This window comes from Streptomyces sp. SGAir0957, assembly GCF_043523415.1.
Map to the genome: position 1 here is coordinate 304,951 of NZ_CP027293.1, position 18,245 is coordinate 323,195.

The 18,245-nt window shown below is 72.5% G+C and carries 12 protein-coding genes; 6 read left to right on the forward strand and 6 right to left on the reverse strand.

Translation table 11 applies throughout. The features are described 5' to 3' along the window. The first annotated feature begins 1,518 nt into the window (after positions 1 to 1,518). Complete coding sequence (locus C1N81_RS06790) at positions 1,519 to 2,625, forward strand: hypothetical protein (RefSeq protein WP_394427748.1); 1,107 nt, start codon at positions 1,519 to 1,521, stop codon at positions 2,623 to 2,625. A gap of 65 nt (positions 2,626 to 2,690) precedes the next feature. On the opposite strand, the gene C1N81_RS06795 is transcribed toward C1N81_RS06790, so the two are convergent. Then, the gene (locus tag C1N81_RS06795; protein ID WP_394427750.1) at positions 2,691 to 3,581 is read right to left on the reverse strand and encodes a ricin-type beta-trefoil lectin domain protein; all 891 of its coding nucleotides are present in this window, start codon (positions 3,579 to 3,581) and stop codon (positions 2,691 to 2,693) included. A 57-nt stretch (positions 3,582 to 3,638) separates the two neighbouring features. Next, complete coding sequence (locus tag C1N81_RS06800) at positions 3,639 to 5,687, reverse strand: hypothetical protein (RefSeq protein WP_394427751.1); 2,049 nt, start codon at positions 5,685 to 5,687, stop codon at positions 3,639 to 3,641. Between the two features lie 402 nt (positions 5,688 to 6,089). On the opposite strand from C1N81_RS06800, the gene C1N81_RS06805 reads away from it, so the two are divergent. Together C1N81_RS06805 and C1N81_RS06810 are read left to right on the forward strand one after the other, a co-directional pair. Beyond that, positions 6,090 to 6,383, forward strand: a complete 294-nt coding sequence (locus C1N81_RS06805; protein WP_394427753.1) for an STAS domain-containing protein — start codon at positions 6,090 to 6,092, stop codon at positions 6,381 to 6,383. 301 nt (positions 6,384 to 6,684) lie between these two features. After that, positions 6,685 to 10,593 carry a CHAT domain-containing protein gene (locus tag C1N81_RS06810; protein ID WP_394427754.1) on the forward strand — a complete coding sequence of 1,303 codons (3,909 nt, stop codon included), beginning with the start codon at positions 6,685 to 6,687 and terminating at the stop codon, positions 10,591 to 10,593. Here the strand turns inward: C1N81_RS06810 and C1N81_RS06815 are convergent. From C1N81_RS06815 to C1N81_RS06825, 3 genes are all read right to left on the reverse strand, one after another. Continuing rightward, positions 10,581 to 11,222 (reverse strand): hypothetical protein, encoded by a 642-nt coding sequence (locus tag C1N81_RS06815; RefSeq protein ID WP_394427755.1) that lies wholly within the window; start codon positions 11,220 to 11,222, stop codon positions 10,581 to 10,583. The genes C1N81_RS06810 and C1N81_RS06815 overlap by 13 nt on opposite strands. Positions 11,223 to 11,408: 186 nt before the next feature. Continuing rightward, positions 11,409 to 11,843, reverse strand: a complete 435-nt coding sequence (locus C1N81_RS06820) for an ANTAR domain-containing protein (protein WP_394427757.1) — start codon at positions 11,841 to 11,843, stop codon at positions 11,409 to 11,411. Positions 11,844 to 12,096: 253 nt separating this feature from the next. Next, on the reverse strand, positions 12,097 to 13,491 hold the full coding sequence (locus C1N81_RS06825) for an amidohydrolase family protein (RefSeq protein ID WP_394437774.1): 1,395 nt from the start codon (positions 13,489 to 13,491) through the stop codon (positions 12,097 to 12,099). 272 nt (positions 13,492 to 13,763) lie between these two features. On the opposite strand from C1N81_RS06825, the gene C1N81_RS06830 reads away from it, so the two are divergent. Then, a complete protein-coding gene (locus tag C1N81_RS06830; RefSeq protein ID WP_394427758.1) occupies positions 13,764 to 14,108 on the forward strand; it encodes an Atu4866 domain-containing protein in 345 nt (114 codons plus the stop codon). Between the two features lie 87 nt (positions 14,109 to 14,195). Here C1N81_RS06830 and C1N81_RS06835 read toward each other — a convergent pair whose 3' ends face one another. Next, positions 14,196 to 15,653, reverse strand: coding sequence for a purine-cytosine permease family protein (locus tag C1N81_RS06835; protein WP_394427760.1), 1,458 nt, complete (start codon positions 15,651 to 15,653; stop codon positions 14,196 to 14,198). A gap of 70 nt (positions 15,654 to 15,723) precedes the next feature. Between C1N81_RS06835 and C1N81_RS06840 the strand changes: the two genes are divergently transcribed. Both C1N81_RS06840 and C1N81_RS06845 read left to right on the forward strand, forming a co-directional pair. Beyond that, complete coding sequence (locus C1N81_RS06840) at positions 15,724 to 16,401, forward strand: TetR/AcrR family transcriptional regulator (protein WP_394427761.1); 678 nt, start codon at positions 15,724 to 15,726, stop codon at positions 16,399 to 16,401. 150 nt (positions 16,402 to 16,551) lie between these two features. Then, entirely contained in the window at positions 16,552 to 18,192 is a 1,641-nt protein-coding gene (locus C1N81_RS06845) for an amidohydrolase (RefSeq protein WP_394427763.1), read from the forward strand. Positions 18,193 to 18,245: the final 53 nt, after the last annotated feature.

Sequence of the window (18,245 nt, forward strand, 5' to 3'; positions counted from 1 at the left end):
AACTGCTCGCCCTGGTGGAGCGGGAGGCCCCCGGCGCGACCCGCCCCGGGCACTCCGCGTACCTGCCGGGCGTCGCCACCCGCATCGCCGATCTCACCTCGCCCGCGGCGCTGCGGGCACTGCCAGGACGGCGCTCCATGAGCCTGTGGTTCCGCCATGCCACGGCGCGCGGCACCCGGCTCGTGGAGGTGACCGTGCGGGCCCGCACGGAGGCGTCCGCGCCGGTCCTGCGCCAGGTGCGCGGGCGGGCGGCGGGCGAGGGCACGGGCCTGGACCACACGACGGTGCACACACCTGCGGGGCGTGCCGACACACACGGCCTGACCAGCACCTTCCAGGCGTCGGCGACCCCGCTGTCGCGTTTCCCGCGCCCTGGCGAGGCGACCGGCCGCAGTGACCGCACCGGTCCCGTCCTGAGCCTCTCGGCGACGCGGGGCAGGACCGTGCGCACCGATGCCACCGCCGACGACCGGTTCAAGACCCGCACGGATCGCGTGGCGGACTTCGACGGTGTGGGCTACGTCCTCACCGGGTCCGTGCGCAGCAGCCTGGTCCTGGACTGGCCGCCGGACCTGCTGGGCGGCGTCCTCGACCAGGGCTGGCTCACGCTCACCGAGCGGGACGGCGGAGGCTTCGCGCAGCGCCTGGGACGCATGCTGCGCGGGCGGCCCGCGCGGGAGGTGCGCGTACCGGCGGCGGCGACGCTGCGGTTCGCCGGCTCCGAAGCCGTCGAGCCCCGCCCGCACACGCCGCCGGTGCCGCCGCGCGTCACCCACGTGGACCCCGACTGCCCGCGTCCGAGGGGCCGTTGCCCCTCGGGGACGTGCCGTTCGCGGCCGGTCCCCCACTCGTGCCGACCGGTCCGACTCCGGTGGCCGGGTTCAACGGTCTGCGACAGCTGTCCGAGGCGCTGGAGGCGGTGGCGCCCGCGACGACGGCCGCCTGGGGCCTGACGGCCGACGCCGCGCCGGAGGCGGCCGCGGCCCGGCTCGGCGAACTGGTCCAGGCCGGGCGCATCACGATCGATCCGGCGGGCACGGCGAGCGGCCTGTCCTCGACGATGCCCGGCGCCTGGCCGGTGGGCGAGCGGGACGAGGAACCGGCCCTCCAGGTCACGCTGCACAATCCGCGCCCGGTCTCGGACGCGGAGGACATGGCCGTCGACCGGCTGCGGCTGCCTTCCCGTACCGTCACCAGCGGTTCGGCGGCGGGCCACACGGTCGGTCTGGGCCATCAGTTCACGCAGAGCGGCACCGACCGGAACATGCACCTGCTCGGGCTCACCGTGCCCGTGCTCCAGCGTCAGCCGGTCTCCGGCACCGCAGGGGCCGCGGCCTCCGGCTCCCAGCGGGACCGCGTCAAGATCGGCGCTCCGGCCCGCGCGGAGACGGGGACGAACACCCGCAGCTACGAGACGCTCGTGGACGCGGTGATCGCCGTGACCGGCCCGAGGGCACCCGGTACGTCACCGGCAGCGCCACGGTCCGCCTCTTCGAGCGGGATCTCCTGGGCCACGGCGTGGTCGGGCCCCGGACCGCCTCGCGGGTCTACGACCTGCCGTCGATGCTCGCGCGGCAGCCGGACGCGGCCCTGCGGGACTGGGCCCGCCACCCGGTCGGCGACCTGCCGGGCGTGCTCGCGGCGGGGCTCGACGGCGACGAGAGCGCCGCGCAGCTCTGGCTCGACCTCGGCCCCGACCCGGATGCCACGCGCCTCGCCCGCGCCCTGTACGTGGGGTCGCGCACCGCCGTCGCCGCCGGACGCCCGGTGGAGCTGGCGCTGCGCGGGGCGACGGGCCTGCGGTTCTGGCCGTTCACCGCGGAGGGCCGTCTCGCGGACCTGACCCCGGCCACGGCGGCCACCGGGGAACGGCTGCACGCGGCGATCGTCACCGCGACGGACGCCATGGCGGCCGAGGCGGACGCGGCGGCGCGCGCGACGGACCTGCGCCCGCGCGAGGACCAAGCGGCGCGTGAACTGGCGCTCGCGCAGGCCGAGTTGAGTCGGTCCACCGCGGAGCATGACGCGGCCGCGACGGCGCTCACGCAGGCACGGGCGGCCCACGAGGCGCTCGGCGAGCGCCTCGCCCAGGCCGAGTCGGCACGCGAGGACGCGGAGCGGGAAGCGGTCCTCAGGGCGGCGGAGGCGACGGCTGCAGCCGACCGACTGGCAGCGGCCGAACAGGCCGCCGCCTCCGCGGGCCCGGAGGACGGTTCCGCTCAACAGGCGCTGTGGGAGGCGCGGTTGGCGGACGGGATCGCCCGGAGCGTGGCCACCGCGGCACGGGAGGCCGCCGACCGCGCGGCCGCGACGGTCGAGGACCTCGGCACGCGGCTCACCGCCGCCGGGACCGCGCTGACCTCGGCCGCACACACGCGGAGCACGGCGGCCACGGCCCTCACCCGCGCCACCGCAGCCCGCGACCGGCTCCACCGCGCCCACGAGGACCTGCGGGCGGACCTGCGCGCCGCCCTCCAGGACCAGGCCGACCAGGCCGCCCTCCAGGACCACGCCTGGACGTCACTGCCCGGCCTCTCCGGCCGCCTCAGCGCGGACCGCTGCTACGAGGGCACGGGCGGGGCACGGTACCCGCTGGACTCACTCGCCCCGGGGGCCGGGCGGTAGGGAGGGGGGCGGAACGCGAGAAGGGCCCGGGAGCACAGCTCCCGGGCCCTTCCGCGACAGTGGGCTCAGCCCAGCAACTGCCACCGCGCGTCGCTCTCGGCGCACGAGCCGATGATGAGCCGCTGGTTCGGCTTCTTGACGGCCTGGCCCTGCGACTGGAGGCACTGGTCGTTGCTCAGCACGTTGTGGATCTTGAAGACATCGGCGCCGGACGGCTCCAGCCACCACAGCTGGTTGTCGTCCATGCTGTTGTGGCAGCCGGCCTCCTTTATCGTGGTGCCGACCGGCTTGGGGCCGCGGTCGGGCATGTCCAGGCAGAGACCGTCCTTGACGTTGCTGAAGATAACGAGCTTCTTCCCGCCGGGGCCGGTGTCACCGACGTGGACCCGCATGTTCCACAACTGGTTGTCGCCGTCGGAGCCGTCACAGAAGTAATGGTTGACCGGCTCGCCGACCTTGCCGGGCCCGTAGTACGGGACATCGGCGCACATGCCGGTGGCGACGTTCTTCAGCAGCACCCCGGACCGGTCGGTGACGGCCGGCACGACCGCCTTCTTCACTTCCTTCTTGACCGTCGGCGTCGGCGACGGCGACCGCGTCACGGGCGGGGCGACCGGCTCGATGCGCGGCGCCTGCGTCGTCGGCTTGGGCGACTCCTTCGGCGACGGCTTCACGGTCTTCGTCGGAGTGGGACTCGGCGCCTCGGTCAGCTTCCGCTCCGCCGCAGCCTGCTGCGCCGCGATCTTCTCCTTCTTGGCGTTCTCGTCCGCCTGGTGACTGCGCCACGCGCCGATCCCCATGGTGCCGCCCGCGATCAGCGCCAGGACCGCCACGGCCCCCGCGATCCGCACCCCGGCCCGGGAGCGCTCGCCCGGCTGCTGGGCACTGGTCGTCAGCGCCTCGACGAACCGCGCCCGCTGCCGTCGCTTCGTGTCGTCCTGCTCGGAATCACTCACCGCATGTCCTCAACTCACAGAGAAATAGCCAATTCGCACGGACCCGCCCACCGGGCCCTACCTCACGACCCCGCCGTACAGGTCGCGCTCCCGCAGCAGTTCGGCCGCCTTGGTCAGCGCGGCCGACAGCCTTCGTCGATACGTACTGAAGGAGAGTCCGAGACGGCTCGCGGCGGCCTGCTGGCTCCGCGGCCCGCTCAGATACGTGATCTCCAGGACCGCGCCCAGTTGTGCGGTCCCCGGCGCCGTGCGCAGCCGCTCGACGGTCTGATCGAGGACCGTGCGCAACGCCGTCGCGTCCGCCCCCGGCTGGACGAGCCGCGTGGTCAGCAACGCGTTCTCGGCGAGCTCCCCGGTGTCCCCGGCCCCCACACTCCGAAAAGCCTGCTTCACCGCCTCCGCGAACCCGGGCCAGGGCAGGGGCGCGGGCGTCGGCTCGGCCTCGGCGACGTGCGCCGCGCCCGGTTCGTCGGCCGGCAGCCGCGTCCGCAGCGCGGCCATCCAGCACGGAAAGGATTCGATCCGCCAGTCCTGCGCATACGACACGAGCGCCCCGCCCCCGCCGTCGGGGACCGGCGTCGCGCGGTGGCGGCACAGCGCCAGGAGCGCGGACAGCTCACGGTCCTCCGGCGCTGCGACCGTCCAACTCACGGCAATACCAGGGGTCGTGGCCCACAGGGTGACGAGCGCGGCGAGGTTCGCCGGTGCGTTGCCGCAGCTCCAGCGCGCCAGCAGCAGCCGCTCCGTGCGCCGCAGCGGGGAGCCGGCCCGCACCGCGTCGAGCGCCGCAAGCGCCACCGGGTCGTCGGGTATGTGCGGGCCGTCGCCCTCCAGCGTGGGCGCGACGAGCACGGCGACGAGACGGCGCCGGTCCTCCGTGACCGTGAAGGCCGCGGGCTGGTGGTCCCACCACTGGGCCGCCAGCTCGGCGGCGCCCTCCCCGTGCTCGGCGCGCAGCAGCTCCAGCACCTCGTCGCGCTCGTCGGCGCGTGCCGTGCGCAGCCGGAAACGGGCCACGCCCCGCCAGTCGGTCGCCGTCCGCACCGCGCGGTTGACCCGCGCCAGGGCGGCGAGACCGACGCCGGACGCCCAGCGGTCGCCGGTGCCCTGCGCCAGCCGCTCCGCGTAGTGCCCGCCGATCCGGTGGACGAGCTGCTCGAACCCCTCGGTCCCCCGCCAGCGCAGGTCCGCCACGAGCGCCTCGCGCATCAGCTCGTGCGGGACCAGACCGTCGGGTGTGGTGCGCACGAACGGCAGCTCCCGCAGCCACCGGCAGAGCTGGCGGGCCTCGGTGGGCGGCACGTCCAGGGCGTTGCGCACCAGTTCCTCGGTGGTGACAGCGGCGAGCGCCAGAACATGCAGAGCGTCGGCCTGGGCCAGGGTCGGCAGTTCACGCAGGGAGAGGCGCAGCAGTTCGCGTACGACTTCGGGCAGATCGCGCAGCTCCCACTGGCGCGGGAGTCCGGCCGTCTCTTCCTGACCTATGTGGGCGTCGGCGAGGAGGACGAGCGCCAGCGGAAGCCCGTATCCTGCCCGGACGATGCCCGGGATCGCCGATTCGGGCACATCCCGGTTGCGCAGCAGCACGGCGGCCTCGGCGTCGTCCATGCCCTGAAGTTCCACACTGCGCAACGCGTGCCACCACTGGGCGTCGGTGCGCCACTCCGCGGCAGGAGGGTGCCGACCCGCGACGACCACCAGCAGATGTGTGGGCATACTCGGCAAAAAGACGTCCCGCAGCCACTGCTCCAGCGGGCCGAGCGACTCCCCCGAATCGATCAGCAGCACACTCGCCTCGTCCAGCGGGGCCTGCGCGTCGAGGGCCGCCCGGAAGGCCTCCGGGCTCGGCTCGGTGCGCCGCAGGTCGACCGTGCGGCTGGTCAGCCCCTGGGCCTCCACGTCGTCCGCGAAGCGGTGCAGCAGCGCCGTCTTGCCAAGGCCGCCCATGCCGTGCAGCCACACGACGAAACTGCCGCGCTCCTCGCTGAGCAACAGCTCACGCAGCAGCCGCAGCTCGGCGACCCGCCCGGTGAACACTCGTCGCCGCAGAGCGGCCAGGGCGTTCCCGTGGGAGTCGACGCGCGTGGGCGTGGGGGGCCTCTGCATCGTTGTGTCCGTCGTTCCGCTCGATTCCACCGGAAGTCGTCAGTGATCAAGTACCTTACGCGAGGTCGAAGATAGTATGTAACGGCAAACATCTTGGCTACAGGCGTTCCCGTTACGGACAGAAACGGGCAGCGTGTTCGTTCGCCACGGGGTCGATGCAAGCGGTCGGGTCAGGCGGTCGAGGCAGTCGGTCGAGGCAGGCGGCTGCGTCCGATGCTCCGCGGGAACCTTTCGGGTGATGCCGCGTCGTTACCAAGAGGACCAGAAGCGAACCAGTGGCACGATCAGCGTGCTTCTTCGACTGGGGGTCCGGGCGTGTCTGCCTTGACGAGTGTTTCCGATCGCCGTGCGGGCGCACGGCGTATATCCCTCGCCCGCACGCCCGACACACCGGGCTACTTCATGGTGCTGACCCTCGACGGAGAACTGGACACGGGCAGCATGACCGAGGTCTGTGACCTCATCTCCGAGGTGCTGGCCGAGGGGAGCCGTCACCTCCTGGTGGACTGGTCGGCCGTGACGCGCTGCGACAACGCAAGCCTCTACACCCTGTACGGCGTCCGGCTGGCCATGCACGAGGCGCACGGCAGCCTCTCGCTCGGCAATCCCAGCCGCAGCGTGCAGCGCGCCCTCTCGCGTTGCCCGTTGAAGGATCGATTGTCCCTGCACGACACACCGGCGTGCCGGTGCGGCTGACGCGCTCTGCACTGTTCCCCACGGCTGATCGAGCCGGCCGCGGGGAACAGCACCCCGAGCTACGCTGCCGAACTCGGGACTCACCCCGTGCGGCGCACCGCAAACGGCTTGCAGCGCAGCTACCCGGCCCCGCCGCCACCAATCCGAACCAACTGGCTGGTCCGACCGCCGACAGCCTCGCGCTGGGGTTCACGCCTTCGACGGAAGCGGTGACGCACAGAACTCGTCACACGCAACGGGCGCCTACAGTCGCCCGGGTGAGTCACGTAAGGCCGCCGCCGCAACCCGCTCGGGAGGCGCCATGACGACCCCCGCCGATGTGCAGCGCGGCGAGGAACTGGCCGACCTGCTCCGCGAGTACTGCCGAACGCGTTCCCAGGCGGCGGCCCGCCGCATGCTGCTCCAGCGCCCGGAACTGGTGGGGCTGGCCACAGCGCGTTTCGTCCATACCGTGCGCGCCGAGACCGAGCAGTTCGATCCCGTCCACGCGGCCCAGGCCCGCTGCCGACTGGCACAGCTCGCGGACGCCCGCGAGTTCGGGATCGAGGTCGCCTTCGACACCAAGGTCTACGTGCACGCCGAGGCTCACGCCGAGATGTACCGCGCCCTCGACGACGACCGCCGCGTAGGGAGCGCCGCGGCGCTGCTGGACCTGTTCACGGAGTTCCCCGGGCTCGTCTCCGCGTCAGTGGCCAGGGATCTGGCCGAGGACAGGGAGAGGTTCCGTCGGCGGGGCGACGTCCGCTCCACCGTGGCCCGCACCATGCAGATCTTCCTCCTCCGTCGATGCATCAGCGTCGGCGTGCACGCGGGCGTCGTCCAGACCCTGGTCTGGAACCAGGAGGTGCAGCGCCGCGGATGCACCGTGCGGGAGTTGGCCGACGACGAACACTGGCTGCGGCTCGCCGCCTGGGCAGGAGACTTCTGCGGCCCGGACGCCACACTCGCCGACCGTCTGGCCATGCTCGCCGAGGCCCCGGAGTTCAACAGCCCCGCCGCCGCCCGCCACGCCGAGATGATCCTCAGGGCCGAGTTGCCTGCCGACTGCCGGAGACAGACCCACTGGGGTGCCCTCCTGCTGGCACACACCAGCTGCGAAACATCTTGGGAACAGGTCGAGCGCGTGATGATGGAGCTGAGCTTCGCGCGCGGCCTCGCCGAGCGCGACGACACCATCGCCACCGGGCACTTCACCGAGTACGTGGCCGCCTTCGGCCGACGCGTGCCGCAGGACCCCGCCCGCCTGGTGACGTCCGCGTCAGGCGGCCCGGTGGATCCGGCACCCCGGCTGCGTCGGCACGCGGCCGTCCTGGAGCGCCAGGAACACGACACCAGACACGTCGTACGCCACCTCGTCCACCACGTGTCGTACTGGGACGAGGTCGAAGCGCTGCTCCATGACCACGCGCTGCTGCGCCAGCCGCTCGCGATCCAGGTCTTCGACGCACTTCGCGACAGCGGCCGAGGCCGGGCGTCCGAGCGGGAGACCTGGCTGCTCGGCAGACGGCGGAAACTCCTGGTGGACTGTGCCACCAACGGCGTCAAAGCAGCCGTGCGGGCCGCCATGCACGACTCGGAGTTCCTCGACTTTCAGGGACGACGCCCCGGTCACGACCGTGACATGGTCAGGACGGGCCCGGTGACCGACCGGGACGAGGGAGGCGCGGCGCAGCGCGAAGCGGTCCCCGCGGCGTTCGTCGCCCATCTGGAAGCGGCGGACCTCGCGCTGAGCGGGCCTCCCGAGGAGGAACTCCGCTCGCTCGGAGCGGCGCTGTCCCACCTGCGGAGGGCGATCGACGCGGCGCCACCCGGATCGAGCTCCCGGGCGGTCGCGCTCGGCCGGGCGGCCGACGCGTACCAGCGAAGGGCCGACCTCACCGGCAACCGGGCGGATGCCGATCTGGCGGTGGCGTGGGCCGACGAGGCCCTGACGTGCCGCCCCGGCGGCACGGGGCACCCCTGGCTGGCATCGATGCGACTGGCCTCCCTGCTGCTGCAGCGGTGCGGGCACGAAGGCAACCCCGCCGACCTGGGCCGGGCGTTTCTCACCCTGGGCCCGCTCCTCGCCACGCTGGCGCCGGACAATCCACACCGGTCGGCGCCGCCACCCGCGGCCATCCTGGTCAAGGTGCATGAACTGCACGGCCAGGCCTACTTCGAAGCCACTCGTGCCACCGGGTTCACAGGTGACCGGCAAGCAGCCGTCGCGGCTCTGCGGAAGGGGATCGCACTGTGTCGTGATCCGTCGGACCGGCGTCAGTCGTTGGAGGCAGTCCTCCGCACGGTCGGGCGGGGTCCCGCGGCCGTCGACGGTGTGCCGGACGACGAGCTCGCCACACAGATGCGGGAATGTGCGACCGGGCATCACCGGAATGTGTTCGCCAACGCCCAGACCCTCTTCACGTCCTGGGAGGCCGACGCCGCCCGTGTCCCCGCCGAGCAGGTGCGCCCCGTGCTCGTCGAAGCCATGGACTCCCCACACCCGCGCAGCGCCGTATGGGCAGGCTCGCACCTGGGGATCCTGGAGGCGGCGGAAGGGCGCTGGGACGCGAGCGCGACCGCGTACGTGACCACGCTCCGGCTGATCCATCGCATCCGCCGTCTGCAGAACGCCGATCACCAGATCAGCTGGCTCCGCGCGGGTGCGTCCGTTTGCGCCGAAGCCGCCTTCGCCCTGGTCAAGGCGGGTGATTACGGGCAGGCCGTACTGACGGTCGAGGAGGGTCGTGCCTGCGTGCTGTCCGAGATGCTCGCCGCGCGCCAGGTGCACGGTCTGCGCGAGGCCGGTCACGCCGATCTCGCGGACGAGTTCGAGCGGCTGACCGGCACCTTGCGCGACATCGAACGGTGCGAGCTGATCGCGGCCCGGTCCGGCCGTACTCCCAGCCGCGTCCAGGCGGAACGGCTGCGGGCACAGCTCAGCGACCTCGTGGACCGCATCGGCGCCTTGCGCGGCCTGCCGGACCCGTACGCCGCCCCGGACCTGCCCACCGTCGTCGCCGCGGCGGCCGAGGCACCGCTGGTGTACCTGCTGGCCACCCGCTTCGGGGGCGCCGCGCTCATCGTGCACGGCGACGGCACCCTTGTCCCGGTCGATCTGCCCGAACTCACCGCCGACGAGGCGACGTCACACGCCCACCGTCTGCTGGCGGCCCGCCGCTCCGGCAGCCGCTGGCCGGCCCACCTGGAGAAGGCCACCGGCTGGCTGTGGCAGGCGGCCATGGGCCCACTCGTCGAGGCGCTGGGCAGCACCCCGCACGCAGTGCTCGTCCCGACCGGCCCCCTGGGCCTGTTGCCTCTGCACGCCGCCTGGCGGCCGGACCCGAGCGCTCCGACCGGCCGCCGCTACGCCCTGGACGATCTGCTGCTGACCTACGCGGTGAACGCCCGCACGCTCATCGCCGCACGGAAGCTCGCTTCGCAACCGGTCAAGGAGCGCACCCTGGTGGTCGTCGAGCCGCTGCCGACGAGCGGGGACCGGCTGCCCGGCGCGATGACCGAGGCGAGCGGCGTTCTCGCGCGAGGCCGGGGGGCCGACCTCGGCCACGACAGGGTCCCCGTCCACGACAAGGTCCCCGTCCACGACGAGGTCCCCGTCCACGACGAGGTCCCCGTCCACGACAAGGTTCTCGCCCGTAACACGGTTCGCGTCCAGAACACGGTTCTCGTCCACGACGAAGCGAGCCGCTCGCGCGTGTTCGCGGCGTTGGCGGACTGCGGTCATCTGCACTTCATCTGCCACGGCACGAGCAACCTGGCCCATCCCCTGGAGAGCGCCCTTCTCCTCGCTGACGACGACCGGCTGTCCGTCGCGGACTTCCTCTTCGCGGACCTACGCGGCACCAGGCTGGCGGTCCTCTCCGCCTGCGAGACCGCCGTGCCCGGCAGCGACGCGCCCGACGAGACCCTGAGCCTCCCGGGCGGTCTGCTGCAGGCCGGAATCCCGGGCGTCATCGGCTCCCAGTGGTCGGTCCCGGACGCTTCCACCGTCCAGCTCATGACGCTGTTCTACGAACTGGCCCGCTCCGGCGACGGCACCCCGTACGGCGAGGCGCTCCGGCGCGCTCAGCAAATGGTGCGGGACGCGACCGCGGCCGACAAGCGGGCGCGGTTCGGGCCATCGGCGGGCCCCGGACCGCTCGTCGCCGATCGGGTACGGCCGCATGCACGGCCCCACCACTGGGCGGCGTTCTGCCTCTACGGGGTGTGATCGTCCCCGTTCGGCAGCGCTGTCTCCGAGCGCTGACCGGCAGTGCCGTCCTGGGCGACGATGTGGCTCACCACGGTGCCCGGACGGTCGCGATCGCCGATCTCCGCGAGGGACTGCCGCTGCAGACGTTCCGCGATGTCGGCCAGTGCGGCCGCGTCGCACTGAGGCCCGATCTCCAACGTCACCTCCACCACGGACCGGGCGGGCCCGACAACAGTCCGCAGCGTGATGCGATGACTGGGCTGGGCACCGTCGGCGACCGAGGAGGAGCGGGCACCGATCAGGGCCGCCAGCCGCTGCCGCAGCGGCGCCCACAACGCGTCGCACACCTTGGGCACTGCCCAGACCGCACCCTGGGCGCCGACGAAGACGCAGATCGCCATCAGCACCTCTGCCGCGCCGGCGCCCCGGCGCACCTCCCCGTCGAGATCGGCGACCGCGTGCGAGGCGGCGTCGCCGAAGGCCTCCAGGTCGGCGTCGAACGGGTCCGGCTCCGTACACATCCCTGCCATGCCGGCCAGCTCGAAGAAGTCGCGGGCGAACTCCGCACTGGCCTGATCCGTCCACGCAAGGTCGGGCATCCCGATGAGCCGTACGACCCCGGCCGTCTCCCCCGTCGTCTCCGTCACCGAAAGCCTCCCTTCTGAACGCTCGCCCAATCACTCGAACCACCCCACTCCACGTCAGAGTTGCAGAGGCGGACGAGGCGTACCGGAGCGGACCTGCGGCGGCCCTCATACGAGTGAAGCCACGCGGTCCGCGCATCCCACACCCGGGGCCGCCGCCCGCATGTCGACGGGGCTCTTGCGGGCGGGCTAGGAGGCAATGCCCCGGTTCTGCACGATCTGGCGGGCGATGACCGCGCAGGGGAGGTTCGCTCTGCGGCTGTGTTCCTGCAGGAGGGCCAGGGCCTGCCCGGGGGTGCAGAGCAGGCAGGCGGCGAGGAGGCCTTTGGCCTGGTCGGTCACCACCGCGTCCCGCACCGACCGCGCCAACGACCCCTCCTCCGGCTCGGCAGCGGCGGGGGCGGCGCCGGTACGGGGGCGGGTACGCATGGACTGGGCGAGCATGCGCATCGACGCGGCCCGCAGCCGCATCGCGGCGGCCCGCTGTCGCACCTCGGCCGCCCCCTCCTGCAGGGCATATGCCCGGGCGTACTGGTTCATCCGCTGTTCGGCGCGCTGATCCCACCAGACCGGCTCGCCTTCACTTGCCGTAGGACCCATGCCCGCGTCACCTCGGCTCTTCATATGACGGAAAGGTACAAGTCTCGCGCGAGTCGGGCCGCAACAGAAGACCGCTGCGGTCGATGCGCCGGGGACCCTTTGCCGGCGGCCGTCAAATCTGCACTTCACCGCGGCACGCCACCGTGACCGGCTGCGTGATTCTCAGCCACCACAGGGACGGCAGGAGCAGGACGGCGCCGACCGCCAGGGCGCCGAAGCCGGCTGACATCGCCCTCGGATCAGGTCCAGGACGCGCGGGGACAACGAGGGAGCATGGTCACACCGACGGGGTGTTCAGCACGTACGCGCGCGAGGCGTGGACCTCGGCCCGCAGGGCGGCCAGGTCGACGTCGAGGACGTGGCCGTTCCACTTGCGGGGCTCGCCGTTGATGAGAACGGCGCTGATGTTGCGGGCGTCGGAGCCCAGCACGACGGTGCCGATCGGGTCGTTGAGCGGCATGTTGTTGAGGTCCTCGGCCTGGACGACGAGAAGGTCGGCCTTCTTTCCCGGGGTGAGCGAGCCGGTGGCGTCGGCCAGGCCGTTGGTGCGGGCGCCTTGAAGGGTGGCGAAGTCGAGGACGTCGCGGGTGGTGATGCGGCGGTGGGGCTGCTGATCGGTGCCGTGGGCGGCGTTGACCGCGCGCATCCGCTGGATGGCGTGCAGGGCCCGCATCTGGGTGAACATGTCGCTGGCCAGGGCGACTTCGACGTCGATACTCAGTCCGGGGCGGATGCCGGCGGACAGGGCCTCGTCGATGGCGGGGACGGCGGTCTCCAGGCCGATCTGGGCGTCGGAGGTGGGGGCGAGTGCCACGGTGGTGCCGGTGTCCGCCATCGCCTTCCATGCCTCGGGGGTCAGTCCGGTGGCGTGGATGAGGGCGACGCCGGGGCTGAGGATGCCGTCGTCGGCCCAGCGCAGGATCGCCTCCGAGGAGGACGTGCCGAAGACGGCGTCCACGCTCACGCCGATGCCCAGATCCGCGGCGACGCGGGCCAGTTCGGGACCGTAGGAGAGCGCCGGTCCGGCGATCTCGGCGGTGGCGAGGGTTGCCAGACGCAGGGTCAGCAGTTGGTCGTCGCTGCTGAAGTACTGGTCCTTGAGGCGGGTCAGATCGGCGGGCCACTGGCGGTCCCAGTCGCCGAAGTGCGGGCCCATGGAGGCGTGCACGCCGCGGATGCCGGTGTCGATCAGGGCCTCGACGGCGGCGTCGGAGTGCTCGGGGGTGCGGGAGTTGTGGGAGAAGTCGAGCATGGTCGTGATGCCGCTGTCGATCGCGGTGAGGGCGGCCAGTCTGGTGCCGATGTACATGTCCTCGGGCCGGTAGACCGGGGCGTGACCGGCCAGGGTGGACATGACGTAGCCCCCGAGGTCGTCGACGTCCGGCATGATCCGGCGCAGTTGGGTCTCCCAGGCGTGCCGGTGGGTGTCGACGAAGCCGGGGCTGAGGATGGTTCCGGTGGCGTCGACGGCCACGGCATCGCCGGTGGCGAGGTCATGGCCGACGGCGGTGATGGTGTCGCCCTCGATGAGGAGGTCGCCGCCCTCGACGACGCCGAGGGCGGGGTCCATGGTGACGATCGTCGCGCCGGTGAACAGGATGCGCCGCTGACCGGCGGGGCGACGGCGCAGCTCTTCGAGGACGGCGGCATGGGTGGTGTCGTTGACGTTGATGAGAGGTCTTCTTCCGTGCACAGGACAGGGGGACGGGCAGCTCGTGACGACGTCGAAGACGCCGGTACTGCTCGGCACCCAGCCTTGGCCGCCCTGGCCACGGCAACCAGGCCGCCTTGTTCCCAGGTGCGCGGCGCCCATGGTCCGTGGTGGTGATGCCGCAGCCACGCCGTTCCGCTCGTGACGGCGGGTGGGTGCCTCGCCCCCAGGAAGCCCGCACCTGGGGAGACGGCGGCCTGGCTGCCACCGGCCGCCGGGCCGACCATGAAGCCATGACCAGCAACGACACACCCCGCGCCCCTCATCCGCACGTCGGGATGTGGGTGACCGGCGACGGATTCATCCGCCAGGAACTGCTGCCGAACGGCCGCTACGACGAGGCCCGCGGGTCCCGCCGGAGCGCCTACACCGGCTGCTACACCGTGACCGGCGACCACATCGACTACGTCGACGACACCGGCTTCACCGCCACCGGCGACATCCGCGACGGCGTTCTCTTCCACGAGCACCTGGTGCTCTACCGGGTGGGCGACGAGCGCGCCCGGGACGGGGACGTCCGAGACGGGGGCGTCCGGAACGGGGACGTCCGGGACTGGGGCGTCCGGTCGCGCGGCTGATCAAGCACGCGAGCCCGCCCGAGACCTGGATCTCCAGCACGCCCTCGGTGCGGCCCGGCGTGCCGAGCGGGGAGTTACGGAAGGGGGTCACACCTTGGCTGGACGTATGTGCCCGCGCATCGTCAGCGCGTAGCACCCGGCCGCCACCACCATGCCCACCGGGAGCGCCAGATCGATGCCGCCCGCGGCCGCGGCGATCGGGCCGGTATAGAGGGTGTCGACGCTGAGGGCGGCTGTGGTGGTGCCGAGGACCAGGGCTGCCGCACCGGCCCAGTTGACGCCCCGTCGGTACCAGAACGGGCTGTCGGGGGTTTCGTCGCAGAGGCCGGGGCCGTCGTAGCGGTTGCGGCGCAGGACGATGTCGGTGGCGTAGATCGCGGTGCTGGGGCCGAGCAGGACCACGGTGAGCTGGAGGACGTTGTTGACCGTGTCCAGGAAGTTGGAGACCAGCAGTGCGTAGAGGGTGAGGGCCACGGCCGCCGTGCCGTCGAAGAGGACGCTGACGGAGCGGCGGATGCGCAGGCCCACGGCCTGCAGGGCGAGACCGGCGCTGTAGGCGGTCAGCGCGTTGATGGCGATGGTGCCGAGGACCAGGGCGAGCAGGAAGATGGGGGTGAACCAGCGCGGCAGGATGCCTTCGAGGGCGGACTGCGGTTCGCTCATGTCGACGACGGTCGCGGCGGCGGCACCGAGCGAGCACACCACCATGCTCGGCAGGAACCCCCCGAGCGCGGTGAAGCCGAGGACCGCCCGCTTCGACGTCGTGCGCGGCAGATAGCGGGAGAAGTCCGCGCTCGTCGTGTACGAGAGCGGGCCGGAGGCGATCAGAGTGATCCCGGCGAGGACCGTGGCCCACAGGTCGACGCCGGTGAGGCGGTGCTCGGGGACGTAGGCGAAGTCGGCGTGCCGGACGACGCTCACGGCGACCGCGGTGAAGGTGGCGGCGAGGGCGAGCGTGATCAGCGGGTACAGCCGGACGATGACCGCGTGACCGTAGACGCTGATGGTGAGCGTGAGCGCCGCGATGACGACGATCACCACGGTCTTGACACCTGTGTTCGCGGTGAGGCCGACCTTCTCGACGAGGGAGAACGCGGCGACGGCCGCGGCCGACAGGTTGAGCGCGAAGTAGAGGACCGAGATCATCCAGCCGGTGACGGCGTTGTTCACGCGGTTGCCGAGGACGCCGAACAGCGCCCGGGTGATCACCTCGCTGGGCGCGCCCGCGGCGGGGCCTGAGACGGCGAGCAGTCCGGTCAGGGTCCAGAACGCGTTGCCGACGGCCAGCACCGCGAGCGCCTGCCACAGGGTGAGCCCCATGAGGACGAGGGCGCCCCCGACCACCAGGTTCAGGTAGTTGACATTGGCCGCCGCCCAGACGGCGAACAGCTCACGGGGTCTGCCCCGGCGCTCGGCGTCGGGGATGTGGTCGATGCCGTGGGCCTCGACGCCGGTGGCCGTGGTGCGGACGCCCGGCCGGTCACCGGGCGGGGCGGCGGTCATTCCCTCCGCGTCCGGGCCTGGATCGGGAAGCGTCGACGCCATGGAGTCCTCCGGGGTGCTCGTCCTACCCGCCTGCTTGCTTATTGGTCGCACACTCAATAACGTGCCGCTCATGCCGTCAAGCGTTCCGAGCAAGCGAATCCGAAAATCTCCTGCCGCCAGACGTGCGGAAATCGTTGCGCGAGCCGCTTCTGTTGCGCTTTCCGAAGGTCTGGAGTGTGTGACCCTCCGGCGGATCGGCGAGGAACTGGAGGTACGTCCCGGGCTCGTCAGCCACTACTTCCCCTCGGCGGAGCTGCTCGTCGCGGAGGCGTTCGGGAGCGCGGCGACGGGCGAACTCGACGCGCTGCTGCCCGAGGACGGGCCCGGGCACGCGGCCGGAATCGTGGACGCGGCCGGGGACGGTCCTGGCGAGCCCGCGACCGCACGGCTCAGCCGCTTCTTCACGCGGACCACGGGCCCGGCATGGGACGACATCAGCCGACTGTGGATCAACGCGCGCCATCTCAGCCGCTACCGGCCCGCGCTGCGCGAGCGCGTCGTCGAACAGGAGGCGATGTGGCGCGCACGCCTCACCGCCCTGATCGCGGACGGCACCGGACGAGGGGAGTTCCGTACGCCGGATCCCGAGGTGGTCGCGATGCAGATCCTGGTCGTCCTGGACGGTCTCGGCGCGGACGCGGGCGCCGGTTCGGAGCAGCTGCCCCCGGCGGTCACCAGGATGGCGGTGACCCTTGCCGAACGCGAACTCGGCTTGCCCCGTGGGGTACTTGGCCCGCTGGAACCCTGAGCCGCCACCTCCCCCCGCGCACCACTCCCCCGCGCATCACTCCCCCATGCATCGCAACTCGCCGCCCTCGCACCCCGTCACTAGACGCCGACGCCAACGATGCCGGTGCCGGTGCCTGTGCCGGTGCCGACGCACTCCTGGAGCCACACCATGGAACCCCGACTCGTCCTCCTCAACGCCCGGCTGCTCGACCCGGCCACCGGCACCGCTCTCCCCCACACCGCGCTCGCCGCGACGGACGGACTGATCAGCGCCCTCGGTGACGACAGGGCGGTCCGCGCGCTCGCCGGGCCCGGCACCACCACGATCGACCTCAAGGGTGCCGTCGTGACCCCGGGACTCGTCGACGGCCACCTGCACCCCGTCTCCGGCGCCGAACTCACCCACGGCCTCGACCTCTCCGGCGCCACCGACCTCGACGGCGTACGGGAATCACTGGCCCGCCACCGGCAGACGCTCGCGCCCGGGGCATGGCTGCACGCATGGGGGCTCGACCCCAACGTCTTCGGCGACCAGCCCGTCGATGCCGCCGCCTTCTCGCCCGTGCTCGACGGGATCCCCGCCCTGCTCCAGCTCTTCGACGCCCACTCCATGGTGGCGAGCCCGCGCGCCCTCGAACTCGCCGGGGTCGACGGGCCCCGGGCCTTCGACCAGGCCGCCGAAGTGGTGTGCGACGCCGAGGGCCGGCCCACCGGACTGCTCCTCGAGGACGCCGCCTGCGAACTCGTCGAACGGGCCGCACCGCAGCCCACGCACGAGGAGCGCCGCGCCCGCCTGGCGCAGGCTCTGCACGCCATGGCGGCGGCCGGTCTCACGGGCGGGCACGCCATGGACGCGAACGGCGACAGCCTCGCCCTCTACGCCGCGCTCGACGCCTCCGGCGACCTCCCTCTGCGACTGCGGGTGGCGCCCTGGTGCCAGCCCGGCGCCGACGCCGATGCGCTGCGCGAACTCGTCGAACTGCAGGGCACGGGCGGCGAGTTGTGGCACACGGCCGGTGTGAAGCTGTTCATGGACGGCACGATCGACAACGGCACCGCCTGGCTGGAGCGGCCCGACTGTCACGGCGAGTCGACGCACGCGTTCTGGCCGGACCCGGCCGCGTACACGCACGTCGTCAGCGAACTGCACCGGGCAGGAGTGCCGACGGCGACGCACGCCATCGGCGACGCGGCCGTACGGCACGTGCTCGACTCGATCGAGAGGGCGCAGTCGGCTGCCGCGGGGCGCGCCGCGCACCACACAGGCGTACGTCACCGCGTCGAACACATCGAGACCGTCCCGGACGACACCGTACGGCGCTTCGCCGCGCTCGGCGTCGTCGCCTCGATGCAGCCCACACACTGCTGTGACTTCACCCGGGCCGACCACACCGACAACTGGTCGCGACGGCTCGGTGAGGAGCGGGCCGGACGGGCGTGGCGCTGCCGCGACCTGTGGGACGCGGCAGCGACCGTCGTCCTCGGCTCGGACTGGCCGATCGCCCCGTACGCACCGCTCGGCGTCATGGCCGGCGCCCGGCACCGCCGCCCGAGCCGCGACCTGACGGCACCCCCGCACGGCCCCGACCAGGCCCTCACCGGGATGGAGGCGCTGCGGGCCATGACGGTCAACGCCGCGTACGCGGCGGGCGAGGAGCGCATCGCCGGGCGCCTCAGCGTCGGTTTCCGCGCCGACCTGTCGGTGTTCGCCGACGACCCGACGATGACACCGGCACTCGAACTCCCGGCCCTGCCCGTACGGTTGACCGTGGCCGACGGCCGGGTCACGTACCGCGCGGACGATCTCTGAGCCGTCGACACGTCCGCACAGCGAAGCTGTCCGGGCACCTGCTCTCGTAGCAG